The 26,482-nt window shown below is 71.0% G+C and carries 31 protein-coding genes; 18 read left to right on the forward strand and 13 right to left on the reverse strand.

Going from position 1 to position 26,482, the window contains the following annotated elements:
* Positions 1-71: 71 nt before the first annotated feature.
* Positions 72-911, forward strand: a complete 840-nt coding sequence (locus ABD331_RS49845; RefSeq protein ID WP_344492613.1) for an alpha/beta fold hydrolase — start codon at positions 72-74, stop codon at positions 909-911.
* 88 nt (positions 912-999) lie between these two features.
* Here the strand turns inward: ABD331_RS49845 and ABD331_RS49850 are convergent, their stop codons facing one another.
* From ABD331_RS49850 to ABD331_RS49870, 5 genes are all read right to left on the reverse strand, one after another.
* Positions 1,000-1,371 (reverse strand): hypothetical protein, encoded by a 372-nt coding sequence (locus ABD331_RS49850; RefSeq protein ID WP_148434530.1) that lies wholly within the window; start codon positions 1,369-1,371, stop codon positions 1,000-1,002.
* Positions 1,372-1,384: 13 nt separating this feature from the next.
* A complete protein-coding gene (locus ABD331_RS49855) occupies positions 1,385-1,759 on the reverse strand; it encodes a roadblock/LC7 domain-containing protein (protein ID WP_344492486.1) in 375 nt (124 codons plus the stop codon).
* 29 nt (positions 1,760-1,788) lie between these two features.
* A complete protein-coding gene (locus tag ABD331_RS49860; protein WP_344492489.1) occupies positions 1,789-2,577 on the reverse strand; it encodes a hypothetical protein in 789 nt (262 codons plus the stop codon).
* 3 nt (positions 2,578-2,580) lie between these two features.
* A complete protein-coding gene (locus ABD331_RS49865; RefSeq protein ID WP_148434533.1) occupies positions 2,581-2,955 on the reverse strand; it encodes a roadblock/LC7 domain-containing protein in 375 nt (124 codons plus the stop codon).
* Between the two features lie 137 nt (positions 2,956-3,092).
* Complete coding sequence (locus ABD331_RS49870) at positions 3,093-3,401, reverse strand: winged helix-turn-helix transcriptional regulator (RefSeq protein ID WP_344492493.1); 309 nt, start codon at positions 3,399-3,401, stop codon at positions 3,093-3,095.
* Positions 3,402-3,497: 96 nt separating this feature from the next.
* On the opposite strand from ABD331_RS49870, the gene ABD331_RS49875 reads away from it, so the two are divergent.
* The gene (locus ABD331_RS49875; protein ID WP_344492497.1) at positions 3,498-4,100 is read left to right on the forward strand and encodes an NAD(P)-dependent oxidoreductase; all 603 of its coding nucleotides are present in this window, start codon (positions 3,498-3,500) and stop codon (positions 4,098-4,100) included.
* On the opposite strand, the gene ABD331_RS49880 is transcribed toward ABD331_RS49875, so the two are convergent.
* Entirely contained in the window at positions 4,094-5,302 is a 1,209-nt protein-coding gene (locus ABD331_RS49880) for a DUF4032 domain-containing protein (RefSeq protein ID WP_344492500.1), read from the reverse strand. The genes ABD331_RS49875 and ABD331_RS49880 overlap by 7 nt on opposite strands.
* A gap of 22 nt (positions 5,303-5,324) precedes the next feature.
* Here ABD331_RS49880 and ABD331_RS49885 point away from each other — a divergent pair, with 22 nt between their 5' ends.
* Positions 5,325-6,893, forward strand: coding sequence for a DUF885 domain-containing protein (locus ABD331_RS49885; RefSeq protein WP_344492503.1), 1,569 nt, complete (start codon positions 5,325-5,327; stop codon positions 6,891-6,893).
* Between the two features lie 22 nt (positions 6,894-6,915).
* Here the strand turns inward: ABD331_RS49885 and ABD331_RS49890 are convergent, their stop codons facing one another.
* Both ABD331_RS49890 and ABD331_RS49895 read right to left on the reverse strand, forming a co-directional pair.
* Positions 6,916-7,542, reverse strand: a complete 627-nt coding sequence (locus tag ABD331_RS49890) for a class II aldolase/adducin family protein (RefSeq protein WP_344492506.1) — start codon at positions 7,540-7,542, stop codon at positions 6,916-6,918.
* A 35-nt stretch (positions 7,543-7,577) separates the two neighbouring features.
* Entirely contained in the window at positions 7,578-8,162 is a 585-nt protein-coding gene (locus ABD331_RS49895; protein WP_344492509.1) for a TetR/AcrR family transcriptional regulator, read from the reverse strand.
* Between the two features lie 47 nt (positions 8,163-8,209).
* Between ABD331_RS49895 and ABD331_RS49900 the strand changes: the two genes are divergently transcribed.
* From ABD331_RS49900 to ABD331_RS49915, 4 genes are all read left to right on the forward strand, one after another.
* On the forward strand, positions 8,210-9,127 hold the full coding sequence (locus ABD331_RS49900; protein WP_344492512.1) for a carbohydrate kinase family protein: 918 nt from the start codon (positions 8,210-8,212) through the stop codon (positions 9,125-9,127).
* Positions 9,128-9,138: 11 nt separating this feature from the next.
* On the forward strand, positions 9,139-10,356 hold the full coding sequence (locus ABD331_RS49905; protein WP_344492515.1) for an aminotransferase class III-fold pyridoxal phosphate-dependent enzyme: 1,218 nt from the start codon (positions 9,139-9,141) through the stop codon (positions 10,354-10,356).
* Positions 10,357-10,474: 118 nt separating this feature from the next.
* Positions 10,475-11,017 carry an RNA polymerase sigma factor gene (locus ABD331_RS49910; RefSeq protein ID WP_344492518.1) on the forward strand — a complete coding sequence of 181 codons (543 nt, stop codon included), beginning with the start codon at positions 10,475-10,477 and terminating at the stop codon, positions 11,015-11,017.
* Positions 11,014-11,904: a hypothetical protein gene (locus ABD331_RS49915; protein WP_344492521.1), complete on the forward strand. Its 891-nt coding sequence runs from the start codon at positions 11,014-11,016 to the stop codon at positions 11,902-11,904. The genes ABD331_RS49910 and ABD331_RS49915 overlap by 4 nt, the downstream gene beginning before the upstream one ends.
* Here ABD331_RS49915 and ABD331_RS49920 read toward each other — a convergent pair.
* Entirely contained in the window at positions 11,901-13,133 is a 1,233-nt protein-coding gene (locus ABD331_RS49920; protein WP_344492525.1) for an alkyl sulfatase dimerization domain-containing protein, read from the reverse strand. The genes ABD331_RS49915 and ABD331_RS49920 overlap by 4 nt on opposite strands.
* A 147-nt stretch (positions 13,134-13,280) precedes the next feature.
* Between ABD331_RS49920 and ngcE the strand changes: the two genes are divergently transcribed.
* The 5 genes from ngcE (at position 13,281) to ABD331_RS49945 (ending at position 17,436) form a co-directional block, all read left to right on the forward strand.
* Positions 13,281-14,729, forward strand: a complete 1,449-nt coding sequence (ngcE, locus tag ABD331_RS49925; protein WP_344492528.1) for an N-acetylglucosamine/diacetylchitobiose ABC transporter substrate-binding protein — start codon at positions 13,281-13,283, stop codon at positions 14,727-14,729.
* Positions 14,730-14,732: 3 nt separating this feature from the next.
* The gene (locus ABD331_RS49930; RefSeq protein WP_344492531.1) at positions 14,733-15,647 is read left to right on the forward strand and encodes a carbohydrate ABC transporter permease; all 915 of its coding nucleotides are present in this window, start codon (positions 14,733-14,735) and stop codon (positions 15,645-15,647) included.
* A 2-nt stretch (positions 15,648-15,649) separates the two neighbouring features.
* Positions 15,650-16,498: a carbohydrate ABC transporter permease gene (locus ABD331_RS49935; protein WP_344492536.1), complete on the forward strand. Its 849-nt coding sequence runs from the start codon at positions 15,650-15,652 to the stop codon at positions 16,496-16,498.
* Between the two features lie 10 nt (positions 16,499-16,508).
* On the forward strand, positions 16,509-16,793 hold the full coding sequence (locus ABD331_RS49940; RefSeq protein WP_344492539.1) for a 4a-hydroxytetrahydrobiopterin dehydratase: 285 nt from the start codon (positions 16,509-16,511) through the stop codon (positions 16,791-16,793).
* Between the two features lie 85 nt (positions 16,794-16,878).
* On the forward strand, positions 16,879-17,436 hold the full coding sequence (locus tag ABD331_RS49945; RefSeq protein WP_344492542.1) for a hypothetical protein: 558 nt from the start codon (positions 16,879-16,881) through the stop codon (positions 17,434-17,436).
* A gap of 213 nt (positions 17,437-17,649) precedes the next feature.
* On the opposite strand, the gene ABD331_RS49950 is transcribed toward ABD331_RS49945, so the two are convergent.
* Positions 17,650-18,618, reverse strand: coding sequence for a pirin family protein (locus tag ABD331_RS49950; protein WP_344492545.1), 969 nt, complete (start codon positions 18,616-18,618; stop codon positions 17,650-17,652).
* Positions 18,619-18,730: 112 nt separating this feature from the next.
* Entirely contained in the window at positions 18,731-19,552 is an 822-nt protein-coding gene (locus tag ABD331_RS49955) for a spermidine synthase (protein WP_344492549.1), read from the reverse strand.
* A 72-nt stretch (positions 19,553-19,624) separates the two neighbouring features.
* Here ABD331_RS49955 and ABD331_RS49960 point away from each other — a divergent pair, with 72 nt between their 5' ends.
* Both ABD331_RS49960 and trhA read left to right on the forward strand, forming a co-directional pair.
* Positions 19,625-21,136 (forward strand): penicillin-binding transpeptidase domain-containing protein, encoded by a 1,512-nt coding sequence (locus ABD331_RS49960; protein WP_344492552.1) that lies wholly within the window; start codon positions 19,625-19,627, stop codon positions 21,134-21,136.
* Positions 21,137-21,207: 71 nt separating this feature from the next.
* Positions 21,208-21,855, forward strand: coding sequence for a PAQR family membrane homeostasis protein TrhA (gene trhA, locus ABD331_RS49965; protein ID WP_344492556.1), 648 nt, complete (start codon positions 21,208-21,210; stop codon positions 21,853-21,855).
* 21 nt (positions 21,856-21,876) lie between these two features.
* Here trhA and ABD331_RS49970 read toward each other — a convergent pair whose 3' ends face one another.
* A complete protein-coding gene (locus ABD331_RS49970) occupies positions 21,877-22,572 on the reverse strand; it encodes a DUF4097 family beta strand repeat-containing protein (protein ID WP_344492559.1) in 696 nt (231 codons plus the stop codon).
* Between the two features lie 155 nt (positions 22,573-22,727).
* On the opposite strand from ABD331_RS49970, the gene ABD331_RS49975 reads away from it, so the two are divergent.
* The 4 genes from ABD331_RS49975 to ABD331_RS49990 are packed head-to-tail and all read left to right on the forward strand — an operon-like array spanning position 22,728 to position 25,759.
* Positions 22,728-23,678 carry an SPFH domain-containing protein gene (locus tag ABD331_RS49975; RefSeq protein ID WP_344492562.1) on the forward strand — a complete coding sequence of 317 codons (951 nt, stop codon included), beginning with the start codon at positions 22,728-22,730 and terminating at the stop codon, positions 23,676-23,678.
* Positions 23,678-23,947, forward strand: a complete 270-nt coding sequence (locus tag ABD331_RS49980) for a type II toxin-antitoxin system antitoxin (protein ID WP_344492565.1) — start codon at positions 23,678-23,680, stop codon at positions 23,945-23,947. Before ABD331_RS49975 ends, ABD331_RS49980 begins: the two co-directional genes overlap by 1 nt.
* Positions 23,934-24,575 carry a GOLPH3/VPS74 family protein gene (locus ABD331_RS49985; protein WP_344492569.1) on the forward strand — a complete coding sequence of 214 codons (642 nt, stop codon included), beginning with the start codon at positions 23,934-23,936 and terminating at the stop codon, positions 24,573-24,575. Before ABD331_RS49980 ends, ABD331_RS49985 begins: the two co-directional genes overlap by 14 nt.
* Positions 24,576-24,601: 26 nt before the next feature.
* The gene (locus tag ABD331_RS49990) at positions 24,602-25,759 is read left to right on the forward strand and encodes a DUF418 domain-containing protein (protein ID WP_344492572.1); all 1,158 of its coding nucleotides are present in this window, start codon (positions 24,602-24,604) and stop codon (positions 25,757-25,759) included.
* Between the two features lie 13 nt (positions 25,760-25,772).
* On the opposite strand, the gene ABD331_RS49995 is transcribed toward ABD331_RS49990, so the two are convergent.
* Positions 25,773-26,456: a response regulator transcription factor gene (locus ABD331_RS49995; protein ID WP_344492575.1), complete on the reverse strand. Its 684-nt coding sequence runs from the start codon at positions 26,454-26,456 to the stop codon at positions 25,773-25,775.
* Positions 26,457-26,482: the final 26 nt, after the last annotated feature.

Here is a 26,482-nt window from a genome sequence, read left to right on the forward strand (position 1 = left end):
CAGTGCGCGCTCCCGGAATGCGGACACCTTTACGCGGCGGCCACCAGAATGACATTCTGGTGGTCGTGACCATGCGCGCAGCCGCCAACGGCATCGACATCGCCTACGAGAGCTTCGGCTCACCGGCCGGGCGTCCCCTGCTCCTCATCATGGGGCTCGGCGCCCAGCTCATCCAGTGGGACGAGACGCTCTGCGAGCTCCTCGCCGAGCAGGGACACCACGTCGTACGCTTCGACAACCGCGACGCCGGCCTGTCCACGCACCTGCACGAGCACGGCGCCCCCGCGATGGGAGCGGCGCCGCCCTACCTGCTGGACGACCTGGCCGACGACACCGCGGCCCTCATGGACGTGCTCGGCTGGACGGCGGCCCACATCGTGGGCGCCTCGATGGGCGGGATGATCGCCCAGACGCTGGCGATCCGGCACCCCGAGCGGGTGCTGACCCTGACCTCGATCATGTCCACGCCCGGCCCGTCCATCGCCCCGCCCACGGAGGCCGCCGCCGCGATCCTGATGGGCAGGCCGCCCCAGGGCCGTGAGGCGGTGCTGGAGCAGGCGGTGCGCACCTGGTCGACCATCGGGTCGCCGGGCTACGAGCTGGACCAGGAGCGGATCAAGGCGCTGGCGGCGCTGGCGTACGACCGCTGCTTCGACCCGGCGGGCACGGCCAGGCAGCTCGCCGCGATCATGGGCTCGGGTGACCGCACGGCGGCGCTCGCCCAGGTCAAGGTGCCCGCGCTGGTGCTGCACGGGGAGGCGGATCCGCTCGTGCCGCTGGTGGGCGGGCAGGCCACGGCCGCGGCCATCCCGGGGGCGCGGCTGGTGACGTACCCGGGGATGGGGCACGACCTGCCGCGCGAGCTCTGGCCGAGCTTCGTCGCGGAGATCACCAAGCTGACGTCGGCCTGAGCCCGCGTCGGTGGCCGGCGGTCTGGCACCGCCGTAGAGCCCCCGCCGGTGGCCCGCTCCTCGCGGAGCCGGGCCACCGGAACGGGCGTCAGACCTCCAGCTTCTCCTCGATGCCCCGGAGTTGGTGGCGGGCCATCGCCAGATTGGACCGATTACGGTCGAGCGCCAGGTACAGGAACAGGCCCTTGCCGCTGCGGCCGGTGATCGGCCGGATGATGTGGTACTGGTTGGTCAGCGTGATCAGGATGTCCTCGATGCTGTCCTTGAGCCCGAGCGAGTCGATCGTGCGGAGCTTCGCCTTGACCACTTCGGTGTTGCCCGCCGCGGCGACCTGGAGGTCCATGTCCTTGGAGCCGCCGAGCGCGCCCAGCGCCATGCCGCTGCCGTGATCGACGATGGCGGCCCCGACGGACCCGTCGATGGTCATCATCTCCTTGAGCGACACGTCCATGCCGGCCATGTTCTGTCTCCTCTCATCGTTGTCGAGCTGCGACGGCGGCCACTGCGGCAGCCGTCTTCCTGCCCTCCAGCCGAAGCAGCCCGACGTTCGCGCCGGGTCCGGCCAGGACCGTGAGGACGATGGTGGGTCCGGCGGCGTAGAACGCCGTGAAGCCGGCCGTACCGGAGATGAGCGTCTCCTCGAGCGCGCCCTGGCCGGTGATGACCAGCATGCGTCTGCTCATCGCGAGCAGCGCCGCCGAGAGTGCCGCCGCCTGCTCTCCGGCCTTGCCCGCGAGGTCGCAGGCGAGTTGCAGGCCGTCCACGGTGCAGGCGACGCTTCCTTGTATGTCCGGAGTGCGCTCGCGCAGGAGCGTCATCTCCTCCAGAACCTCTTGTCCTAGCTCCACCGGTGGCCTCCTCCTGAGTGAGGGGAACCTCACGACAGCTCCTCAAGCGCCTTCTTCAGCCGCATCAGCAGCGCCAGATCGGTCGGATCACCCGTCACGGGCGGGCCCAGTGGCTGGGTCCGCGCCCCCGGGTCGTGCGGCGGATGCTCGCCATCGGTCCGCCGTTGGGGCAGGTCGGGCGCGGCGAGCAGCCCGGAGGCCGCCAGCCGACGCACCGCCAGCAGCACGGGGTACGCGGGCCGGCCCATCTGCTTGGCCAGCTCCAGCGGGGTCGCCTTCTGGTCGGCCCTGGCGATGACCTCCCACTGGAGGCGGTCCAGCGTCACCGCGTGCCCGGGCAGCCGGACCATCGGCCGCACGGGGAGGCTGTCCACCTCGGCGGAGGGCCAGATCTGGGCGAGCTGTGCCCGCCGTCGGGCGCATTCCCGCACCAGACCCGGCACGTCGAAGAACCACTGCCCGCCCAGCCAGTGCCGCTCCCCGGGCCGGAACTTGGGGCGCGCCCCGCTGACCGGCAGCAGGAAGAAGGCCGCGTCCAGGACGCCCCCGAGCACCGCGTACTGCAGCTCGCCCTGGGTGAGCGGCCCGCCCTCGGCGAGCAGCCGCTCGCAGCCGCCGTCGGTCTGCAGCCGCCGCAGCGCGGCCTCGCTCATCAGCCCCCTGGCCGCGAGCAGCCGTTCCACGCTGGGGGTCTGGGCGCACTCCATGTACGTCACGCGCCCGTCGTGCAGGAAGATCGTGCCGCTCCTGCCGACCTGGAGCGCGCCGGTGGAGTGCTCGCGGGCGAGCCCGGCCAGGAGTGTGTCGAGCTTGGTCATGGGTCACGTCGCGAGCCGGCTGGAGATGGTGCGCAGGCGGTGCCTGGCCAGTGCAAGGTTGGATCGTTCCAGGTCAAGACGTACGTAGATGACCAGCGGTCCTTCGAAGACGGTCTCCATCAGCCGGAGCAGATGGTGACCCTTGTCGGTGGTGACGAGCATGTCGTCGATGCGGACGACGTCACCGGGGCAGGTGCGGGCCAGGCCGTCGGTGGTGGCGCGCAGGGCTTCGGTCAGCGCGGCGGCCGACCGGTCCGCGTCCACGCCGACGGCCGTGCTGAAGGCCACCGCCATGCCGCTCGTGTGGTCCACCAGCATGGCGTCCAGCGCGCCCGGTATGGACATGACTTCCGCCAGGCAGCCGTCGATTCCCAGCACGTGACCTCCCTCACCGTGGTGGAACGCAGTCAGCGTAGGGGGAAAGGGCGGCGTCCAGGTGACGGCCGGTCTCGGGCGAGGGGGTTTTATATGGCTGCGAAGTAGAAAAACACCACTACTACGGAAGAACGTACGATTTATGAGAATTTCTCGCGGCAGCGCATGATCTCGCCGACGTTGCGTTCGGCCCAGTCGGCCACCACGGAGATCGGCCCGTGCAGGGAGCGGCCGAGGTCCGTCAGCGCGTACTCCACCCGTGGCGGCACCTCGGCGAAGACCTCCCGCGTCACCAGCCCGTCCTGCTCCATGGCGCGCAGCGTCTGCGTCAGCACCTTGGGGGTGACGCCGCCGATCCGCGTCCTGAGCGCGGTGAAGCGCATGGGCCCGCCGTCCAGGCAGAGCAGCACCAGCGCCGACCATTTGTCGCCGATGCGATCCAGAACCACCCGGGTCGGACAGTTAGGGTCGAAGACATCGCCGGTATCCATAAGGTACTTATAGCACGATGAAGTAACCAGTATCCGATGGATACTCTTGGCGGCATGAAGATCCTGGTATTCGGCGCGACCGGCATGGTCGGGCAGCGCATCGCCGCAGAGCTCCGCGACCGTGGCCACGAGGTCACCGGCCTCAGCCGCACCGGCCCCGTCAAGGGCGACATCCACGACACCGCCACGCTGGCCGAGGGCCACGACGTGATCGTCTCCGCCATCGCCCCGCCGCGCGACGGCAGCGAGCCCGAGCCGCCCTTCCTGGCGGCCAACCGCGCGCTCATCGACGGCGCGCGGGCGTCCGGCGTGCGCCGGGTGATCGTCGTGGGCGGCGCGGGCAGCCTCCAGGTGGCCCCCGGCCAGGACCTGGTCGACACGCCCGACTTCCCCGACCTCTACAAGAAGGAGGCGCTGGCCGGCCGGGCGCTGCTGCGCCTGTACCGCGAGGTCGAGGACCTCGACTGGACGTTCGTCTCGCCGGCGGCGCAGATCGCGCCGGGGGAGCGCACCGGCACCTACCGGCTCGGCGGCGACCTGCTGATGACCGACGCCGAGGGGCGCAGCTTCATCACCGCCGAGGACTTCGCCGTCGCGATCGCCGACGAGGTGGACAAGGCCGCCCACCCCCGTCAGCGCATCTCGATCGCCTACTGATCGGCCTCTTCCGGCAGCAGCGCCCGCTCGTCGGGCTTGTGCACGAGCACGTTGTCCACGTACGACTTCGCCGCCGTCGCCAGCCCGACGTCGCCGCCCTCCTGCTCCGACAGGAACCAGCGGTGGTCGAGGATCTCGTGGAAGAGCTGCGCGGGCTCCAGCTTCCCGCGCAGCCCGGCGGGGATGGACTCCACGGTGGGCTGGAACACCTCGGCCAGCCACCGGTGCGCCACTATCGCCTCGTCCTCGTGCCGCAGGCCCTTGGCCACCCGGAAGCCGTCGAGGTCGTTGAGCAGCCGCCGCGCCTGGTTCTCCTCGACGTCGAGGCCGGTCAGGCGGAGCAGGCGCCGCTGGTGGTGGCCGGCGTCCACGACCTTGGGGCGGACGATGAGGCGGCCCGTGCCGACCTTGCGCCGCACCATCATCTCGGCCACGTCGAAGCCCAGCAGGTTCAGCCGCCTGATGCGCTGCTCCACGCGGTGCCAGTCGACCTCCTCGATGATCTCGCTCTCGTTGATCTCGTTCCACAGGCGGTGGTAGCGGGCGACGATGTCCTCGGCGGTCTCCATGGGGTCGATCGACGGGTGCAGCAGCCCGCCGGCCTCCAGGTCGAGCATCTCGCCGAAGATGTTGGTGTGCGCGGTCTCGATGTCGGTCAGCCGCTGCCCCTCGCTGATCATCGGGTGCATCTCGCCGGTCTCGGCGTCCACCAGGTAGGCCGCGAACGCCCCCGCGTCGCGCCGGAACAGCGTGTTGGACAGCGAGCAGTCGCCCCAGTAGAACCCGTTCAGGTGCAGCCGCACCAGCAGGACGGCCAGCGCGTCCAGCAGGCGGGTGAGCGTGTCGGGGCGCAGGGTGCCCGACATGACGGCGCGGTAGGGCAGCGAGAACTGCAGGTGGCGGGTGATCAGCGCCGCGTCCAGGCCCTCCTCGCGGCCGGTGACGTACGCGACCGGCTCCACGGCGGGGGCGTCGAGCCTGGCCAGGTCCCACAGGAGCTGGTACTCCCGCTTGGCGTAACGCTCACTGATCTCCTTGATCGCGTACACCTTGCCTGACAGCCGGGCGAAGCGCACCACGTGCCGCGAGATGCCGCGCGGCAGATCGACCAGATGGTGTTGCGGCCAGTCTTCGAGAGGGGTCTCCCAGGGGAGGCGGATCAGGTCAGGGTCGCCTAGCGCGCCAGTGATCTGCAGGGGCATTTGCTCAGGATATGGTGCACCGGTGGACGAGTTTCTCAAGTGGTACTTTTCCGACCGTCCGGTCGTCGCAGCCTCACTGGGGGCCGACGGTTACGATCACACACTCGGCGACTTCACCGCCTCCGCCTGGCAGGCCCGCGAGCGCGAGCAGGTGCTCTGGCTTGACCGCCTGTCCGCCGCCGAGGCGCCCACCCTGGACGACGCGATCGACAGAGATCTCGTCCTGTCGCAGCTCAGAGGCTCCATCGCGCTGGCCTCCTGGCCCGAATGGCGGCGCGACCCGAGCGTATACCTCGGGGCGATCTTCACCTCCATGTACGCGCCGTTCCAGCGCCGGCTCAAGCCCGAGCCCGAGCTGGTCGCCTCCGCGCTGCTCCGCCTGGGCGAGGTGCCCGGCGTGCTGGCCGCCTGCCGCGCCAACCTGGACCCCGACCTGGCCGCCCCGCTGCTCGTCGAGCGCGGCCTCGGCCAGGCGCGCACCGGCCGCAACTTCCTGACCCGCACGATCCCGTCCATGGTCGAGGACGAGAGCCTGCGCGCCAGGCTGGCCGAGGCCGCCGAGCCCGCCGCCCGGGCCTTCGACGAGCTCGTCGCCTTCCTCGAAGGCTTCGAGTGCGGCGGCACCTGGCGGATGGGGGAGCGGCTCTACTCCACGCTGCTGCGCGAGCGCGAGCTGCTCGGCTACGGCGCCGCCGAGCTGCACGAGAAGGGCAAGGCCGCCTGGGCCGAGCTGGACACGCGCATGCGCGAGGTGGCGCTCCAGGTCAACGGCACGCAGGACTGGCGGGCCGCCATGGAGCACCTCATGGACGACCACCCGCCGACCCTGGCCGACATGCGGGCCGAGTACGAGGCGGAGACCCTGCGGGCCCGCGACTTCGTCAAGGAGCGGGACCTGGTGACGTTCGCCGACGGCGAGGAGTGCCAGGTGCTGCCGTCGGCCGAGTACACCCGGCCGGTGCTGTCCGTGGCCCACTACCTGTCGCCGCCGCCGCTCAGCGCGTCCAGGACCGGCATCTTCTTCGTGCCGTACACGCCGGACGACTTCACCCCCGAGCAGGTGCGCCAGCGCCTGCGCACCAACTCGCGGGCCCAGATGCCCTCGATCGCCGTGCACGAGGCCTACCCCGGGCACCACTGGCACCTGTCGTACATGGCGGGCAACCCCAGGACGGTCAGGAAGGTCTTCAGGACGCCGTACTTCACCGAGGGCTGGGCCCTGTACGTCGAGAAGCTCCTGCACGAGCAGGGCTACTTCGACACCCCGGCCACCGAGCTGGCCCACCTCGACTGCCGCATCTTCCGCGCCGCCCGCATCGTCGTGGACACCGCGCTGCACTGCGAGGACATGACGATCGAGGAGGCCGAGACGCACATGGCCACCAAGGCGTCGCTGTCGCCCGGCACGGCGCAGGGCGAGGTCAACCGCTACTGCGCCTGGCCCACGCAGGCGCCCTCGTACCTCACGGGCGCGATCGAGATCGACCGGATCAGGGAGTCGTTCCAGGGCACGGCCAAGGAGTTCCACGACCGGATCGCCGGGTCGGGCGGGCTTCCGCTCGGGCTGGCCGAGCAGGCGGCGCTGGCATAGCGGCGGCCGGCCTGCCGCGTCGTCACAGCGGCGGGGGGTTGAGCGCACGGTCGATCACGGCCGCGAGCTGCTCGTCCGTCAGGACGGTCGGTTTGCCGATGCTCAGCCCCCGCACGTACACCTCGCACAGCCACTCCAGCAGCCGGGTGGCCTCGAACGCCTCCTCCAGCGTCGCCCCGATGGTGACCCCGCCGTGGTTGGCCAGCAGGGCGGCGCGCTTGCCCGCCATCGCCTCGCGCACGTTCGCGGCCAGCTCGGGCGTGCCGTACGTGGCGTACTCGGCGACCTTCACCACCCCGCCGAGCAGCAGCGCGTTGTAGTGCACGGGCGGCAGCTCGGTCATCGTCGTGGCCACCACCGTGCCGAACACGGAGTGCGTGTGCACGATCGCCCGCGCGTCGGTGGTCCGGTAGATGGCCAGGTGCATGGGCGTCTCGCTGGACGGCCGCAGCTCGCCCGCCACCCGGCGGCCGGTGGTCAGGTCCACCACGGGACACAGCTCGGGCGTGAGCCGATCCAGCGCGACGCCCGACGGGGTCACGGTCACCAGGTCGCCCTCGCGCACGCTGAGGTTGCCGGAGGTGCCGATGACGAGGCCGAGCTCGATGGCACGCCGGCCGTATTCGCACAGTTGCTCGCGAAGGCTCATGTGCCTGGACAGTAGTGGGTCGTTCCGGCCGGTCGCTACAGCCGTTCCAGCGTCTGGAGCATCAGCCGCTCGACGTCGTCGCGGCTGAGCCGGTCCGGGTGGAGCAGGAGCCGCAGGCTGAGCCCGTCCATCAGGGCGAGCAGCCGCTCGGCCACGTCGTCCAGGTCGTCGTCCATCGCCAGCTCGCCGGCCTCGCGCGCCTGCCCGAGCAGCTCGCGCACGGCGGCCCGCAGCTCGCCCGCCTCCGCCCGCTGCACCTCGGCCAGCCGCTCGGCGGCCAGGCTCCGGCTCCAGAAGCTCACCTCCAGCCGCGTCTCAGCGGCCCGCTCGTCGTCCAGCGGCAGGTTGTCCAGCAGCACCTCGCGCAGCGCCGCCAGCCCGGTAAGCCCCGCCACCTTGCCGGTCAGCCGGTCCCTGATGCGCCGGTGGGAGCCGCGCAACGCCGACAGCAGGATCTCGTCCTTGTCGGCGAAGTAGTGGGCCAGCACGCCGTTGGAGTAGCCGGCCTCCTTGGCGATGGCCCGGGTGGTGGCGGCGTCGATGCCGTCCCTGACGATCACCCGGCTGGCCGCCGACAGCACCTCGCGCCTGCGCTCATCGTGGTCAACGATCTTCGGCATGGGGACACCTCTTGACGTTTTATTCGGACGTCTGTCTATTTAAGAGCATGACCGTCGTCACAGTCGGCGTCCACATCGTCGACATCCTCGCCAGACCCGTCGAGCACATCCCCCAGGGCCAGGACACAGTGCTGGTCGACCAGATCCGCCTCACCGCGGCGGGCGCCGCCGCCGGCACGGCCGTGGACCTGGTCAAGCTCGGCAACGACGTGGTGACCATGGGCGCGATCGGCGACGACGAGCTCGGCGACTTCCTGCTGATGATCCTGGCCAAGCGCGGCGTCGACACCTCCCGCCTGGTGCGCAGGACGGGCGAGCAGACCGCCGCCTCGATCCTGCCCATCAGGCCGGACGGCGGGCGCCCCAGCTTCCACGTCCCCGGCGCGAACCTCGGCGTGACCCTCGCCGACCTCGACCAGGGCCTGCTGCGCTCGGCGCGCGCCATCCACCTGGGCGGCATGGACGTCACCTTCGGCCTCGGCGACCCGGCCTTCTTCGCGCTGCTCGACGAGGCGCGCTCGGCCGGCGCCGTCGTCACGATGGACCTGCTCTCGGAGATGCCCGACCTGCTGGGCATGGCCCGCGCGTTCCTGCCGCACGTGGACCACGTGCTGCCGAACGAGTCGCAGGCCATGCTCATGACCGGGACCGACGACGTGGAGGCCGCCGCCCGCGCCCTGCTCGCCGACGGGCCGCGCGGCGTGCTGGTCACGCTCGGCGCCTCGGGCAGCCTCGTCATGACCGCGGACGGCGCGGAACGCGTGCCGGCGCTCAAGACCGACGTCTCCGACACCACCGGCTGCGGCGACGCGTACTGCGCGGGCTTCCTCACCGGCCTGCTGCACGACCAGGACGTCCTCACGGCCGCCCGCTGGGGCACGGCCGCCGCCGCCCGCGTCGCCACCGGCCTCGGCTCCGACGCCGGCCTCACCGACCTGCCCGACACCCTCGCCCTCCTCACTTAGGACCCTTCTCCATGACCACAGACGCCGAACTCCGCCTGCGCGCCGCGAAAGTCGTCCCCGGCGGCATGTACGGCCACCTCAACGCGGCCCTCTTCGCCCCCGGCTACCCCCAGTTCTTCGAGCGCGGCGAGGGCTGCCGGCAGTGGGACGTCAACGGCCGCTCCTACCTCGACTTCATGTGCAGCTGGGGCCCGGTCGTGCTCGGCCACCGGCACCCGCGCGTCGAGGAGGCCGCCGCCCGTCAGGCCGCCCTCGGCGACTGCCTCAACGGCCCGGGCGCCGTCATGGTGGAGCTGGCCGAGCTGCTGGTGGACACCGTCCCCAGCGCCGACTGGGCGATGTTCTCCAAGAACGGCACGGACGCCACCACGCAGGCCCTCATGGTCGCCAGGGCCGCGACGGGCCGCACCAAGGTGCTGATGGCGCACGGCGCCTACCACGGGGCCGACCCGTGGTGCACGCCGTCCCTGGCGGGCACGACGCCGAACGAGCGGGCCGACCTGGTGGAGTTCGGCTACAACTCCCTGGAGTCGCTGGAGGCCGCGGCGGCGACCGTCGAAGGCGACGTGGCCGCGATCATCGTGACGCCGTTCAAGCACGACTCGTTCGAGGACCAGGAGCTGGTGGAGCCGGTCTTCGCGCGCGGCGCCCGCGCCCTGGCCGACCGCCTGGGCGCGGCGCTGGTGATCGACGACGTGCGGGCGGGCTTCCGCATCGACCTGCGCGGCTCGTGGGAGCCGTACGGGGTGCGCCCTGACCTGACGGCCTGGTCGAAGGCGATGGCCAACGGCTACCCGATCGCCGCCGTTACCGGCACCGACGCCCTCCGCGGCCCCGCGCAGACGCTGTACTCGACCGGCTCGTTCTGGTTCTCCGCCGTGGCCATGGCGGCGGCCAAGGCCACCATCGAGACCCTGCGCGACGAGGACGGCATCGGCGCCATGCAACGCGCGGGCACGCAACTGCGCGAGGGCCTGTACGCCCAGGCCAAGGCGCACGGCTTCGTGGTCAACCAGACGGGCCCCGTGACGATCCCGTGGCTCAGCTTCGACGGCGACGCCGACCTGTCGGTGGCCATGCACTGGAGCGACGCCTGCCTGCGGCACGGGGTGTACCTCCACCCGTGGCACAACTGGTTCATGTCGGCGGCCCACACGGAGGCCGACGTGGCGGCGGCCCTGGAGGGCACCGACCAGGCCTTCGCCGAGACCCGCGCCCACTTCGGCTGACCCCGCGCCCGGCACCGGGCGACGCCCTCCATGGAGGCGGATTCTCCCTCACCCCGTAATGCTCCCGGCATCGCGGACATGAGGTTGAGTGTCGAACGCCCCCAAGTGAGGAGCCCAAGTGGGAGCAGATCCCGAGGGGCGGTTCGAGGAGCTCTACGAGACCTCGTACCGCCCCCTGCTCGGGTACACGTTGCGCCGCTGTCCAGACCCGGACGACGCGGCGGACGTCGTGGCCGAGACCTTCACGGTCGCCTGGCGCCGCATCGAGGCGGTCCCGCGCGGGGACGAGGCCAGGCTGTGGCTGTTCGGTGTGGCCAGGAAGGTGCTGGCCAACCACCGGCGCGGCGAGCGCCGGCACGAGCAGCGCACCGCGGCCCTGCGCGCCCAGTTGGCCGCCTCGCCGCTCGTCGCGGACCTGCCCGGCGAGGACCTCTCCGCGCTCGGCCGGGTGTTCAGGGCCCTGCCGGAGGACGACAGGGAGCTGCTCGCGCTGGTCGCCTGGGAGCGGCTCAGCCCAGCCGAGATCGCCACCGTCCTCGGCACGTCGGCCAACGTCGTGCGGGTCAGGCTCTACCGCGCCCGCAAGCGCTTCGCCAGGAGGCTGGCCGAGGCGGGCATCCATCACTCGCGCGCCGTCGCGTTCGAAGGGAGCAGGCTGTGAACATCGCCGATCTGGCCCGCGTGCGGGACGAGGACCTGGCCGGGGACCCGGCGGGGCAGGCCTCGGGCCCTGGGGCGCGGGCCCTGATGGAGTCGATCATGCTGGTGGAGCGCGAGCCCGCCCGCCGCCGCCTGCCGCTCCGGCGCGGCCTCGGGCCGGCGGTGGTGGCCGCTGGGCTGGCCGCGGCGCTCGTCGTCTGGACCCCGTTCTGGGGACCCGCCACCGAGTACGCGAACGCCGCCGTCTCGCTCAGGACCGGGCCCGACCAGATCGAGGTCGAGATCAACGACCCGGCCGCCGACGTGGCCGGGTTCACCGAGGCGTTCCGGGCGATCGGCCTGGACGTCGAGGTGCGCAAGGCCCCGGTCGCGCCGCAGGACGTGGGCAAGCTGATCGGCCCGGTGCTCACGTCGGGCCGGTTCCCCGCGGGCACCGGCGTCACGATCTCCTCCCGGGAGGAGGGCTGCCGCTCGGCGTGGTGCGGCACGATCTCCATGCCCGTCGGCGTCACGGGCAAGCTGCTGATCGGGATCGGCCGCCCGGCCGCCCCAGGCGAGCTCTACGCCACGCCGGTGCAGATCGACGTCGATCCGGGCGCGGGCGTCATCAAGGGCTACCGGCCCGCCGGAGAGCGGGTCGCGCGGGTCAGCGCCGACCTGGAGCGGGCCGGGATGAAGGTCGGGTACGTGGTGATGTGGGACAACCCGGACGGCACCGGCGGCGGCTACCACGTCGAGCCCGATCACGTCGGGGACGACTGGACCGTGCAGCACGTCCAGCGGATCGCCTCCGACGCCGTGACGATCTTCGTCAAGGCCCCCGCCGACGTGCCCAAGGACTCGCTGCCGATGATCCAGCCGCCCGAGCCCACCTGGTGGAAGGACTAGGAGCGCCGCTTCGACTCCTCGGCCGCCCAGGTGAAGACGCCCTTGGCCATGAGGGACAGCTCGCCCGCCGCCCTGGTGGCGAAGACCTCCGCGCGTACGCGGTGCACGCCCGCGTCGTCAGGAGCCGCCAGGGCGGCCAGCTCCGCGAGGTGCCCGGCCAGCCGCTCGTCCCCGTCGGCCAGGGCGCGCAGCGCGGCGTCGGCGAGCGCGGAGGGGCCGCCCGCGAGTTGCGCGACGGATTTCGCCAGAACGGATTCAGGGGCGGGTTTGAGATGGGCCGGATTTCCGTCGTACCAGCCGCCGTAAAGGCGCCACAGATTGCGTACGACGAATTCCGGCTCGTCATATCGGGCCCGCAGATAAGGCCGGTCGGAAAGGTGCTCGGGCGGCCTTACGGAATGCACGATCTCGTCGAGCCTGGCCCCCGCGTTGAGCAGTTCGAGGGTCTGCGTGACCAGCGAGTCCAGCCACTGCGCCGTCTCCAGCAGCGCCTGCCTGATGCGGTCGCGGCCGAAGATCGGGGCGCCGTGGCTGGGCAGCATGATCTCGGCGTCCATGGCGGCCATCATTCGCAGCGCGTGCACCCATTCCCGGGGATAACGCTGCACTTTCTGCGGGTTCCCGCAATTGGGCGTCACCCAGATGAACAGGTCGCCGGGCAGCAGCAGCCGGTGCTCGCGCACGTAGCCGATCGTCGCGTCGTCGGTCTCGCCCTTGGCGTGCACCAGGTCGAAGGTCAGGCCGCCGCGCCGCACGGTCAGCGCGTCGGTGTAGGTCACGTCGGGATGGCGGTAGGAGTCGGGCCAGCGCAGGTTCGGCGCCTGGAACTGCCGCTGGTTGATGACCGCGTTGTAGCCGTTGGTCAGCAGGTAGCGCTCGAAGCGCTCGACCACGGCCCTGTGGGCGTAGACGGTGGCGCGCGGGCCCTCCTCCTCGAACGGGGCCGTGCCGAAGACGTGGTCGATGTGGCCGTGCGAGTAGACGGCGGTGGTCAGCGGCGCGCGCGACCACTTGCGCACGTCCTCGTGCAGCCGGGCCGCCGAGAACGGGCTGCTGGTGTCGAACAGGACCAGCTCGCCCTCCGTCTCGAAGGTGACGACGTTCCCGAAACCGGACCACCAGCCGACCCCGTCGGCGACCGTCAGGACACCTTTGCCCGTCATGCCCGCATCGACGATGCTGTCGTCCGCGTCGCCCCGCCACACCTGGTCGGCGTACTCCTCAATCATGCGACCCACTCTGCTTCTAGAACCTCGTTCTAGGCAAGGCATCACGGCAAGGTCACGTCTCGATCGCACCCCCTTGACGGGCGTCGGAGCCCGTTCGTACGTTGCGGGCAATCGTTTAGGAAACTTTCCTAATTCAGGGAGCCCCCCATGACCCACCCGGGCGAGATCACCAGGCGCCAGCTCATCCGCAGGATCGGCATGACCGCGTTCGTCGCCGGCCCCGGTGCGGGCCTGCTCAGTGCCTGCGCCACCGCCGGCACGGGCGGGGGCGAGGCCACCACCGCCCCCGCCACCTCGCTCGCGGCCTCCGCGAACCCGAAGAACCCCTTCGGCGTGGACGCCAAGAAGCCGCTCGAAGTGGCCATCTTCAGCGGGGCGTACGGCGACGCGTACGCCAAGGACCTGCACGAACAGCTCTACAAGAAGACGTTCCCAGAAGCCGCGATCACCCACACGGCCACCCAGGAGATCGGCACCCAGCTCCGCCCCCGCCTGGTCGCCGGCGACCCGCCCGACGTGATCAACAACTCGGGCCCCAAGTCGATGGACCTGGCCGCGCTCGCCGCCGAGGGCCACCTGGCCGACCTGACCCCGCTGTTCGACGCCCCCTCGATCGACGACCCGGCCAAGAAGGTGCGCGACACCGTCACGCCCGCCGTGCTCACCAACGCCAACGTCACCGGCAAGGACCTGGTGCTCAACTACACCGTGTCGCACCGCGCGCTCTGGTACAACGCCAAGCTCTTCGCCGACAAGGGCTGGGCGGTGCCGACGACCTGGGAGCAGTTCACCGCGCTGGGGGAGACCGCCAAGGGGGAGGGCATCCTGCTGTTCGCCTACCCGGGGCAGAAGGGCCCGTACTACCAGCTCTGGAACGTCCTCTACACCGCCGCCAAGATCGGCGGGAACCAGGTCATCCTGGACATCGACAACCTCGTGGACAACGCCTGGAACGCCGAGCCGATGAAGCGCGCCGTGACCGTCTGGGCAGACGTCCAGGCCAAGTACGGCGACAAGGCCTACTTCGGCCTCGACCACACGCAGACCCAGATCAAGCAGCTCCAGAACAAGCTGCTCTTCTACCCCGTCGGCTCCTGGATCGAGAACGAGATGGCCAAGGACAAGCCCAAGGACTTCGAGTACGCCATCGCCCCCATCCCCGAGGTCACCGGCTCCGACCAGATGCCGTACGGCGCCATCCAGGTCGGCGTCGGCGAGAACTTCGTGGTCGCCGCCAAGGGCAAGAACCCGCAGGGCGGCCTGGAGTACCTGCGCATCATGCTGTCCAAGGAGGGCGCGCGCGGCTTCACCGAGATGACCAAGAACGTCACGGTCGTGAACGGCGCCGCCGAGGGCGTGGACCTGCCCGCCGGCCTCATGAGCGCCGCCCGCGCCCAGGACAAGGCCGGCCAGAACATCATCACCGAGGCCCGCTTCGAAGGCTGGTACAAGGAGCTGTTCGACTACGGCACCGAGCAGATCAACGTGGTCATGGCCGGCCGCATCACGCCCGAGGAGTTCTGCGCCAACATGCAGAAGAAGGCCGACGCCGTCAAGAAGGACGAGTCGGTCACGAAGCAGACGCGGAGCCAGTGACCGATGCGGCGGTTGCGCACGTACGGTTTCGTCGCCGGCTTCCTCGCCGTCCCCCTCGTCCTCTACACGGTCTTCGTCATCAGCCCCTACGCGCAGGCCTTCCAGCTCGCCCTGACGAGCTGGAACGGCTACAGCTCGGTCGTCCGCTACGTGGGGTTCGACAACTTCGGCCGGCTGCTGGAGGACGAGGTCTTCTGGCGGGCCCTGCGCAACCACGGGATCCTGCTGCTGGTGCTGCCGGTCGCGACCATCGTCATCGCGCTGCTGTTCGCCTTCCTGCTCAACCTCGGCGGCGGCACGCGCGGCGCCGGCATGGCGGGGGTCTGGGGGTCCGGGTTCTACCGGGTGGTGTTCTTCTTCCCCCAGGTCCTGGCCGTCGCCGTGGTCGGCGTGCTGTTCCAGGCCGTCTACCGGCCCGACGCGGACGGCGTGCTCAACGGCATCCTGGCCCGCTTCGGCCTCGGCCCCGTCGGCTGGCTCATCGAGCCGGACCTGGCGCTGTGGTCGATCATCGCGGTGATGGTCTGGCAGGCGGTCGGCTTCTACGTGGTGCTGTTCTCCGCCGGCATGGCCGCCATCCCCAAGGACTACTTCGAGGCGGCCGCGCTGGACGGGGCGGGCCGCGTCCGGCTGTTCTTCTCCATCACGCTGCCGCTGCTGCGCGACACCGTGCAGGTCGCCTGGATCTACCTGGGCATCGCGGCCTTCGACGGGTTCGCGCTCATCCAGGTGCTGGCGGGCGACAAGGGCGAGCCCGACGGCGCCACCACCGTCCTGCCGATCACCATCTACAACACCGCCTTCTCCTACCAGAAGGTCGGGTACGCGTCCGCGATGGGCGTGGCGCTGTTCTTCCTCACCGTGACGTTCGCGGTGCTGACCTTGCGTACGACCAGACGTGAGAGGGTTGAGCTGTAGGGATGGGCTCACGTAAGGAGAAGGGGCCCGGGGCGCTGAGCGCGCTGTCCCACGTGGCGCTGGCCGTGTGGGCGCTGCTGATCGTCGCGCCGCTGCTGTGGACGTTCCTCGCCTCGTTCAAGAACAACACCGAGATCTTCGGCGACCCGCTGCAACTGCCCGGCGCGCTGCGGCTGGACGCGTGGGGCCGGGCCTGGGACAAGGCGCACATCGGGCAGTACATGCTGAACACCGTCGTCGTGGTGGTCTTCGGCACGGCGGGCACCATGCTGTTCGGGTCGATGGCGGCGTACGTGCTGGCCCGCTACCGGTTCGCCGGCAGCCGGCTGATCTACTACTACTTCGTGGCCGGACTGGCCTTCCCCGTCTTCCTGGCGCTCGGGCCGCTGTTCTTCGTGGTCAAGCAGGTCGGGCTGCTCAACAGCCACGTCGGCCTGGTGCTGGTCTACATCGCCTACTCGCTGCCGTTCACGGTGTTCTTCCTGGCGGCGTTCTTCCGCACGCTGCCGGAGGCGGTCGCCGAGGCCGCGCTGATCGACGGCGCCTCCCACACCCGCACGTTCTTCCAGATCATGGTGCCGATGGCCAGGCCCGGCCTGATCAGCATCACCATCTTCAACGTGCTCGGCCAGTGGAACCAGTACCTGCTGCCGCTCGTCCTGCTCGCCGGCGCGCCGGACAAGTGGGTGCTCACCCAGGGCATCGCCCGCATCTCCACCCTGGCCGGCTACGAGGCCGACTGGCCCGGCCTGTTCGCCGCCCTGTCCATCACCATCCTCCCGGTCATGGTCGTCTACATCGTCTTCCAGCGGCAGATCCAGTCGGGGCTCAGCTCGGGCGCCCTGAAGTAACGTGAGAGGCATGGACGTCGAGAGCAAGCTCCACGACCTGCCCCGATGGCGGCGCGAGGGCGACGAGATCAAACGCACGGTCACCGCGCCCGACTTTCCCACCGCCATCCGCGTCGTCGACGAGATCGCCCTCAAGGCGGAGGAGCTCAACCACCATCCCGACATCGACATCCGATGGCGCACCCTCCACCTGACGCTCACCACCCACGACCAGGGCGGCCTCACCGACCTCGACTTCACGCTGGCCGCCGTGATCGACGACATCGCGGCAAAACACGGCGAGCGAGCCGAATGACCGTACGTAGCGCGCCGATCACTCGTTAGAGTGGTGGCCTCTCGGAGCCCCCGTTGCCGGAGGGGCTCCACCCGTGGGAGGTCCCATGCGCGTGCCCGCGTCCCTGCTCGCCCTGATGACCGCGACGGCCGCGCTGGCCGGGGCCTGCGCGGGCCCGCCCGCCCCCGTCCAGAACGCCAAGACCGCGCAGGACGAGACGGTCAACCTCAACTCGGCCGGCGAGTTCGGCTCGGACGACCCCGGCGCCGTCGCCTACGACCGCAAGCTCGCCCCCGAGGGCGCCCAGGCCAGCGTCACCATCGAGTCCGGCGGCGGACGCACCCGCACCTCGCTCGTCGTCGAGGGCCTGCTGCCAGACCGCCGCTACGGCGCCCACCTGCACGTCAAGCCGTGCGGCTCCAAGCCTGAAGACTCCGGCTCCCACTACCAGCACCACCCCGGCCGGATCGACGCCGCCAGTGAGGTGTGGCTCGACTTCACCACCGACGCCGAGGGCGCGGGCCGTTCCAGCGCCCGCAACGAGTGGCCACTGGAACGTGCCAAGCTGCCCGGCGCCCTCGTCATCCACGCGCAGCCCACCGTCACCTCCGGCGCGGAGGCGGGCCAGGCGGGGGCGCGGATCGCCTGCCTGACCCTGCCGTAGCGGCGCCGGCTTCCCGCCCCTCGCCGGGCGATCACGGCCGCACTGCCCGCCGGTTCTTCGGCTCGCGCCGTGCGCTCGCATGCGCTCCCCACTTGGGTACGCGGTGTGCACGGCCGCCGCCTCGAACGCCGGCGCGTGGTCGTCCCCGATGAGCCCATGAAACGGAAGAGGGCCCGCGCGCGAAGTCGCGCGCGGGCCCCGGGCGGAGGTCGATCAGGCGTGCTGGGCGGGGATGCTCCCGAGCCGCCCCGCCTGGAAGTCCTCGAACGCCTGCACCAGCTCGGCCTTGGTGTTCATGACGAACGGCCCGTAGTGCGCCACCGGCTCCCCGATGGGCTCACCGCCGAGCACGATCACCTCCAGCGGCTCCTTGGCCGCCGTGATCGTGATGCTCCCGGCCTGCGTCGCCAGCCCCGGCCGGTTCCCGAACCCCTCGAACACGGCGAGCTGCCCGCCGCTCAGCGGGCGGCGCTCCGTGCCGGCGGTTCCGCGCCCGGACAGCACGTACGCCAGCGCGTTGAAGTCCTGGCGCCACGGCATGACCAGCCGCGCACCCGGCGAGACGGTGGCGTGCAGCAGCGTGATCGGCGTCTGCGTGCTGCCGGGCCCGACGTGCCCGGCCAGGTCGCCGGCGATGAGCCGCACCAGCGCGCCGCCGTCGTGGCTGCTCAGCAGTACGACGCTGGAGCCGCCGATGTCCTGGTACTGGGGCGCGATCATTTTCTTGGCCCCCGGCAGGTTCACCCAGAGCTGGATGCCGTGGAACAGCCCGCCCTGCTGCACGAGCCACTCCGGCGGCGCCTCCTTGTGCAGTATCCCGGCCCCGGCGGTCATCCACTGCGTGTCGCCGTTGGTGATCGTGCCGCCGCCGCCGTTGGAGTCGAGGTGTTCCATCACGCCGTCGATCATGTACGTGACGGTCTCGAAGCCCCGGTGCGGATGCCACGGCGTGCCCTTGGGCTCGCCGGCCGCGTAGTCCACCTCGCCCATCTGGTCCATCATCACGAACGGGTCCAGGTACTCGGGCTTGATCGCGGCCAGGGCCCGGCGGACGGGGAAGCCCTCTCCCTCGAAGCCGCTGGGCGCGGTCTCGACGGCGAGCACCTTGCGGCCCGGCGTCCCGGCCTGCGGCTCGGGCAGGCGGGGGAGGGTGAGCGGGTTCTCTACGGTCACGGCGGGCATCGGGTGCTCCTTCCAGCGGGTCTGCCGGACTCAACCAAGTTTAGTTTTCAACTATTCCGGATTGCGTGCACCAGGAACCGCAGCGCGTCGAGGCTCAGGCCGGGATCGGTCGTCAGCCGAAGACGGCGGGCGGCGGGACGGGCGCCATGACCGCGTCGCCGTCCTTGATGGGCGCGGCTCCGGCGATGAAGTTGGTCAGCGCCTCGCCGTACACGCAGCGCGCCTGCGTGAGGCCGCCCGCCGCCCTTCTGGACAGCAGCTCCACCGGCAGCTCGGCGCGCGAGGCGGCGACGATCAGGTTGCCGAAGCGGCGGCCCCGCATGATGCCGGGCTCGGCCATCAGCGCCACGTGCCTGAACGTGCCGGTGACCGTGGCGAGCAGGCGCTTGGCGAAGGCCAGGCCCTTGCCGTCGGCCATGTTGATCAGGAGGGTGCCGCCGGGGCGGAGGATCCTGGCGAGGTCGCCCATGTACTCGGCCGTCGCCAGCTCGACCGGCATCGTCGCGCCCGTGAACGCGTCGAGGACCACCAGGTCGGCCGTCTCGTCCCAGACCTTGGCCGTGCCCTCCCTGCCGCCGGCGACGATGACCTTCAGCCGGGGCACCGAGCGCAGGTCGAGCTGCTCGCGTACCAGGTTGACCAGCAGGCCGTCGGGTTCGATGACGATGTGCCTGGAGCCCGCGCGGGTGGCGGAGACGTAGCGGGGGATCGAGCAGGCGCCGCCGCCCACGTGGACGCAACTCAACGGCCCTTCTGACAAAAGGTCGATCACATCCGCCATGAGTCGTACATACTCGAATTCCAGAAATGTCGGGTCTTGAAGATCTACATAAGACTGAGGTACGCCATCCTTGGACAGCACCCAGCCGTCCTGCCTGTCCAGATCCCGGAGAAGCTCGACCTCGCCGAACGTCACCGGGTACAGACCGGGCATCGGTTCACGCTGTCCACGGGCCACGTCTGATCCCCTCCCTGGGAGTACCGTATGGCACGGCGAAGGCTGATTGTGCTCGTTATCGCGCTTGTCGCGATAGCCGGGGCGGGCGCCTTCGCCGTCGTGGCGTCGAACCGGGTCAAGGGCAGCGCCGCCCAGACGGCCGCCGCGTACTTCGACGCCTGGCGGCGGGGGAACGTCTCGGCGATGGAGCGGCTGGTGTTCCAGCCTCCGGCCGACTTCTCCGTACGGCACCGCAAGCTCAGCGACGACCTGGGCGTCGTGTCCCTGCAGCTCACCCCCGGCCAGTTGCGCAGCACGGGGGAGCAGGCGGCCGAGGTGCCGTTCTCGGGGGTGCGCAAGCTGAGCGAGCTGGGGGACTGGCCGTTCGACAGCGTCCTGCGGCTGGCCGTGCGGGAGCGCGCGTGGAAGGTGTTATGGGCGCCGGAGACGCTGCACCCGCTGCTCAAGGACGGCGGCACGCTGGCGCTGGAGGAGGTGGAGACGTCGGCGGCCGAGCTGGTCACCAGCGAGGGCGACAGGATCCCGAACGACAGCTACGCCGACGCCTACCTGGAGCCGCTCAAGCCCGAGTTCGAGCAGGTCAACTACGGCTGGACGCTGGTGTCGAAGCTGCCGGGGCGACCGGCCACGACGCTGCTGCGCCGCGACCCCGAGGCGAAGGTCGAGCGCACCACCCTGTCCCGGTCCGTCCAGGCGGCCGCGGCGCGGGCGCTCGACGGCACCGAGGACTCCACGATGATCGTCATCCGGCCGAGCACCGGTGAGATCCTCGCGCTGGCCGACCGGCTGGGGGAGAACTACAGCGCCGTGCGCGACGTCTTCCCGCCGGGCTCCGTCTTCAAGGCGATCACCGCGGCGGCGCTGATCCAGGGCGGGCTCGACCCGGCGGACCAGGTCGGCTGCCCCGGCACGTACACGATCCCCTTCCACCGGCCCTTCGGCAACGACGGCGAGGTGGACCGCGGCGTCGTCACCTTCACCGACGCGTTCGCCTTCTCCTGCAACACCACGTTCGTCGAGCAGGCGACCACCAGGCTCACGGGGCAGGACCTGACCAGGACGGCGAACGAGTGGGGGTTCGGCCGGCCGATCGCGACCGGCATCGGCGGCACCTGCGGCACCGTGCCGGAGACCGACGAGCTCGACATGCTGGGCGCCGACGCGATCGGGCAGGGCGAGGTCGTCTCCACCCCGCTCTGCATGGCCGCGCTCGCCGCCGCCGTCCAGAGCGGCACCTGGCGCTCGCCCCGGCTGCTGTCGGAGGCGCAGGTGCGCAGGATCGACGGCACGCCGCACGCGGACGTGCAGATGGACGAGGGCGTGGTGACCGCGCTCAGGGACATGATGACGGCCACCGTGGACTACGGGACGGCCAGCGACGCGGGGTTACCCGAAGGGGCCGCCGGTAAGACGGGGACGGCCGAGGTGGAGGGCGAGACGTCACACGCCTGGTTCATCGGATACCGCGATGACCTGGCGTTTTGTGTTTTCGTACGGCATGGCGGGTCCGGAAGGTCAGCCGCTGTTCCGATTGCGGCCCGTTTCTTCAATGGGCTCTAACCTCTGCTGGCCCGCGTTCAGCGAGCCTGCACAGGTTCGCGGCTTTTGCAACCTACGGTACCGTAGGTTGCATGACGACCATCACCGTGAAGCCGCGGCTGCGCGGCTGGTTGCACACTGGAGCGCTGCCCGTCACCCTGATCGCGGGCTTCGTGCTCGTGGCGCTCGGCCCCACCCTGCAGGCCCGGCTGGCCTCGTCGATCTACGCCATCACGTCGGCCCTGCTGTTCGGCATCTCCGCCACCTACCACCGCAGCGAGCTGGGCCCGAAGCTGGCGGAGTTCCTGCGCAGGATCGACCACGCCAACATCTACCTGATCATCGCCGGGACCTACACCCCGTTCGCCCTGCTGGCGCTGGACGGCGCGGCCCGGGTGGCGGTGTTGTCGGTGATCTGGGCCGGCGCGCTGGCCGGGGTGCTGTTCAGGGTGTTGTGGATGAACGCGCCGCGCTGGCTGTACACGGTCCTCTACCTCGGCCTCGGCTGGACCGCGATCTTCGTGATGCCGCAACTGCTGGAGGGCGCGGGGGTGGCGGCCGTGGTGCTGGTGGCGGTGGGCGGCGTGTTCTACTCGGCCGGCGCCGTCGTGTACGGCCTGCGCCGCCCCGACCCGTCACCCCGCTGGTTCGGCTTCCACGAGGTCTTCCACGCGTTCACGATCGCCGCCTACCTGGTGCAGTACATCGCGGTGTCGATCGTCGTCTACTCGCAGGGCTGAGCCGCCGGGCGGCCCCGGCGGTCAGGGGGTCGAGACCGCCAGGTCGCCCGAGTCGCTGGTCAGCTCGATCGAGCGCGGCGCCGAGGCGTCGCTGTCGGCGGTGATCGCCTTGCCGCCCGAGTCCGTCCTGGCCACCACGTTGTACGGCCCCCGCGGCACGTGGATCTCCGTGCTCCCCGAGTCGGTGGTGGTCGTGACCTGGTCGGGCTGCCCGGTGAAGGTCAGCGTCAGGTCGCCGGAGTCCGTCCGCGCGACGACCCGCTTGCCGGTCAGCCCGCCCGCCACGATGGCGCCCGAGTCGCTCGTGGCCTCCACCTCGCCCGACAGGTCCGTCAGCGTGAGGTCGCCGGAGTCGGTGCCCGCCTTGACGCGCAGCCCCTTGGGCACCTCCACCCGGTAGCTCACGTCGCAGGACATCCCCGCGGCCCCGAGCCCCCAGCTCGTGGGGCAGGTGAACGACAGCTCCAGCGTGTCGCCGCGTACCGCGTGGGTGGTCTTGGGCTTCTCCTTGCGCCAGGTGAGGCGCTCGCTGACGTGGATGCCCTCGCGGTCGGACTCGATGACCTCGACGGTGCCGGAGTCGGCCTCGACACGCAGGCCCGCCACCTTGTCCGCGACGTCGTACGTCACGGTGTCCTGGTTGTGCTCACTCAGGCCGCAGCCGGTCAGCACCGCGGCGAGCCCCAGCAGGCCCGCGATCAACGCCGTTCTCCTCATGGCACAAACCCTAGGGCGGCGGGGCGGGCCCGGCATTGCCGCCGTCACCCGGAAGCCCGGTAGGGCCAGCCCTACCACCCCCTTCCCCCGTCCTCAAAAAAGTGATATCACTTTGCTAGCAAGATGAAGTCACACAACCAAGGGGAGGGAAGGCGATGACGAACACATCGAGTGGGGGCGTCCTCGACGGCGGCGTGGTGGACATGCCGGAACCCCACACCCACGAGCGCCCGGTCAAGGCCGCCAACGGGTTCGTGATGCTGACCGTGACGACGCTGCTGGAGCTGGCCGGCCTGGCGCTGATCGTCCTGGGCATCGCCATGCTGGCCACCGGCTCCCCGGCGGCCGGGCTGGCGGCGCTGATCGCGGGCGTCCTGGTGGCCGCCGTCGCGTTCGTCATGTTCTTCGGGCTCACGGCGGTCGCCCCCGGCGAGGCCAGGGTGGTGCAGCTCCTCGGCCGGTACGTCGGCACCCTGCGCACCCCCGGCTACCAGTGGGTCAACCCGATCACCGGGCGCCGCCGGGTCTCCACCAGGATCCGCAACCACGAGACGGACGTCACCAAGGTCAACGACGCCGACGGCAACCCCATCCAGATCGCGACCGTGGTCGTCTGGCAGGTGCAGGACACCGCGCAGGCCGTGTTCGAGGTGGACGACTTCGTGGAGTTCGTGGCCATCCAGGCCGAGACGGCGGTGCGGCACATCGCGGGCACGTACCCGTACGACTCGCACGGCGAGCCGCGGCTGTCGCTGCGCGACAACGCCGAGGAGATCAACGACCAGCTCTCCACGGAGATCGCGGCCAGGGTCGCCTCCGCCGGGGTCAAGGTCATCGAGTCGCGCATCATCCACCTGGCGTACGCGCCGGAGATCGCGCACGCGATGCTGCGCCGCCAGCAGGCCGGCGCGGTGGTGGCCGCCAGGCAGCGGATCGTCGAGGGCGCCGTCGGCATGGTGGAGATGGCGCTGGAGAAGCTCGCCGAGCACGACGTGGTGGAGCTGGACGAGGAGCGCAAGGCGGCCATGGTCAGCAACCTGCTCGTGGTGCTGGTGGGTGATCGCGACACCCAGCCCGTGGTCAACACGGGCACTCTGTACCAGTGATGATCGAGCGCAAGAAACTCCTGCTGCGGCTCGACCCGGTGGTCCACGACGCGCTGGCCAGATGGGCGTCCGACGAGCTGCGCAGCACGAACTCCCAGATCGAGTTCCTGCTGCGCAGGGCGCTGTCAGAGGCCGGGCGGCTGCCCGAGGGGGTCGGGCGGATGCGACCGCGGGGCCGGCCGCGCAGCAGCCCAGAAGGAGATTCCGCAGCAGAAGGATCCGAGGAAGAAGGGGAGCGGACGGATGGAGACACCGGTGAAGCAGGATGAGACCCTGACGCGCTCGGCCTTCCTCCTGGCCTTCGACCTGCGCAAGGAGCGGCTGACCAACCGCGGCGAGCTGGGCTACGTGCTGCGCGCCGCGGCCATGTCCGAGCTGCTGCTGGAAGGCAGCCTGGCCGACGAGGCGGGCAAGGCGCGGGCCGTGAGGGAGCCCGCCGACGCGGGCACGGGATCGCTGCGGGCGATCGTCTGGGAGCAGATCTCCGGCTCGCCGCCGCGCTCGTGGCGGCGATGGGTCGCCAAGGACCCGGCGAAGGCGGTCCGCGCGGTGCGCGACGAGCTGGCCGCCGACCGGCTGATCAGGGTGGAGCGGCACCGCGTGCTGTTCTTCCCGGTGGAGCGGATCGTCCCGCGCAAGGCGTACCTGTCACGCAGGCTCGCCGAGCGCGTCGGGCGGGCCATCCGCGGGGGCCAGCCGGTCGGGCGGGTGGACCAGGACGTGCGCGTCCTGGCGGCGCTGGCCGCCGCGGCCGGCGCCAAGGCGATTCTGGGCCGGGGCGAGGCGCGCCGGTACCGGCACCGGATCGAGCAACTCGCCGCACCCGTCGAGCCCATCGCCACCGCGCTGCGCAAGAGCTTGGAGTCGCGCAGACAGTCGGGCGCGGCGGGAGGCTGACGCCGATGTTGTTAGGAAGGTGACGAATGACCACGTCCATTGAGGCGCCGGCCCCGCCGCGCGCCACCGAAGGGCGAGCCCTCGCCCCCGACCTGGCGCGCGGCGCGATGCTGCTGGCCATCGCGTTCGCGCACGCGCCGCTGTTCGTGACCGACGTGCATCGCGGCCCCGCCGTGCTGAACGCGATCACCGACGTCTTCCACTTCCTCTTCGTCGGCAACCACGCGCGGCCGATGTTCTCCTTCCTGTTCGGGTACGCGCTGGTGCAACTGCTCAACCGGCAACTCGACCGCCCCGGCGGCGACTGGGTCAGCGCACGCAAGCTGCTGCGCCGGCGCGGCTGGTGGCTGATGGCCATCGGGCTCGCGCACGTGGTGCTGCTCGTCCCGATCGACATCCTGGCCCCCTACGGCCTGGCCGCCGTCCTGCTGACCGGCCTGCTGCGGCGCGGCGACCGGGCCCTGCTGTGGACGGCCGGGCTCACGCTCGTCCCCGCCACCGCGTTCGTCGCCGCCGGCATGTGGTTCCCGCTGTCGAGCGGCATCTCCACCTTCACCAAGGGCAGCGCCGCCGCCGGCGACCAGGGCTTCTGGGCGCTGCTCGCCGAACGGCTCACGTTCTGGCCGATCAGCCTGGCGGCCGGAACCCTCATCGTCGTCCCCGGCGTGCTGCTGGGCATGTGGGCGGCGCGCCGCCGCCACCTGGACGAGCCCGCGCGGCACCGCCGCCTCCTGGCCCGCGTCGCCGTGATCACCACCGCCGTGTCCGTCGCCGGCTCGCTGCCCGTCGCCCTCGTCCAGGTCGGCGTGTGGCCGGAGCCGTCCGCGGCGGCTCTGTGGGCCGCCGCCGTGGCGCAACCCCTCACCGGGTACGCGGGCGGCATCGGCATGGCGGCCGTCGTCGCCCTCGTCGCCATCCGCGCGGGGCGGCGGCGCAACCGGCTCACCACGATGGTCGAGTCGCTCGGCCGGCGCTCGATGAGCCTGTACCTCTTCCAGTCCATCGCCTTCGTCGTCCTGTTCTACCCGTACGGGCTCGGCTTGCAGGACGACCTCGGCCTGTTCGGCGCCACGCTGGTGGGGGCGGGCACGTGGCTGGTCTCGCTGCTGCTCGCCGACCTCATGCGCCGCGTCGGCTACCGCGGCCCGGCCGAGATCCTGCTGCGCCGGCTCGCCTACCGCTGAGGCGGCCCCGCAGCTACCGTTGAGGCGGCTCGGGCCCCAGGTAGGCCAGGACCGCCGCCACCCGCCGGTGCACGTCACCGCTGTTCTCCAGGCCGAGCTTGGTGAAGATGGCGTTCACGTTCTTCTCCACTGACGAGATCGACAGGTGCAGAGCGCGGGCGATGGCGGAGTTCGTCCGGCCGTGTGCCATCTCACGCAGCACGTCCCGCTCGCGGGCGGTCAGCGCCTCCTGCTGGCCCCGCACGTCGCGCCTGGCCAGCAGGCCCTCGACCACCTTCGGGTCGATGACGGAGCCGCCCGCGGCCACCGCCCTGATCGCCCCGAGCAGCTCGTCGAGGTCGCCGACCCGGTCCTTGAGCAGGTACGCGTAACCCTCGGTGCCGTGCTTGAACAGCTCGAACGCGAACAGCGCGTCCGAGAACTGCGACAGCACCACCACCCCGACCCCCGGATGCGCGGAGCGGATGCGGTGGGCGGCGTCGATGCCCTCGAAGCCCTGCCGCCACTCGCCGCCCGGCATCCGGATGTCGGTGATCACCACGTCGGGGACGAGCCTGCGCACGGCGTCGAGCAGCTCGTCGGCGTCGCCCACCGCGCCGACGACCGCCACCTCGCCGGACGTCTCCAGCAACTGCCGGGTGCCCTCGCGCACCAGGTAGTGGTCATCCGCCACCACCGTACGGATCAGCTCACCCATCGGCCGCCACCGTCCGCCCGGATCAG

The sequence above is a fragment of the Nonomuraea monospora genome, assembly GCF_039531895.1.
Taxonomy (GTDB): domain Bacteria; phylum Actinomycetota; class Actinomycetes; order Streptosporangiales; family Streptosporangiaceae; genus Nonomuraea; species Nonomuraea monospora.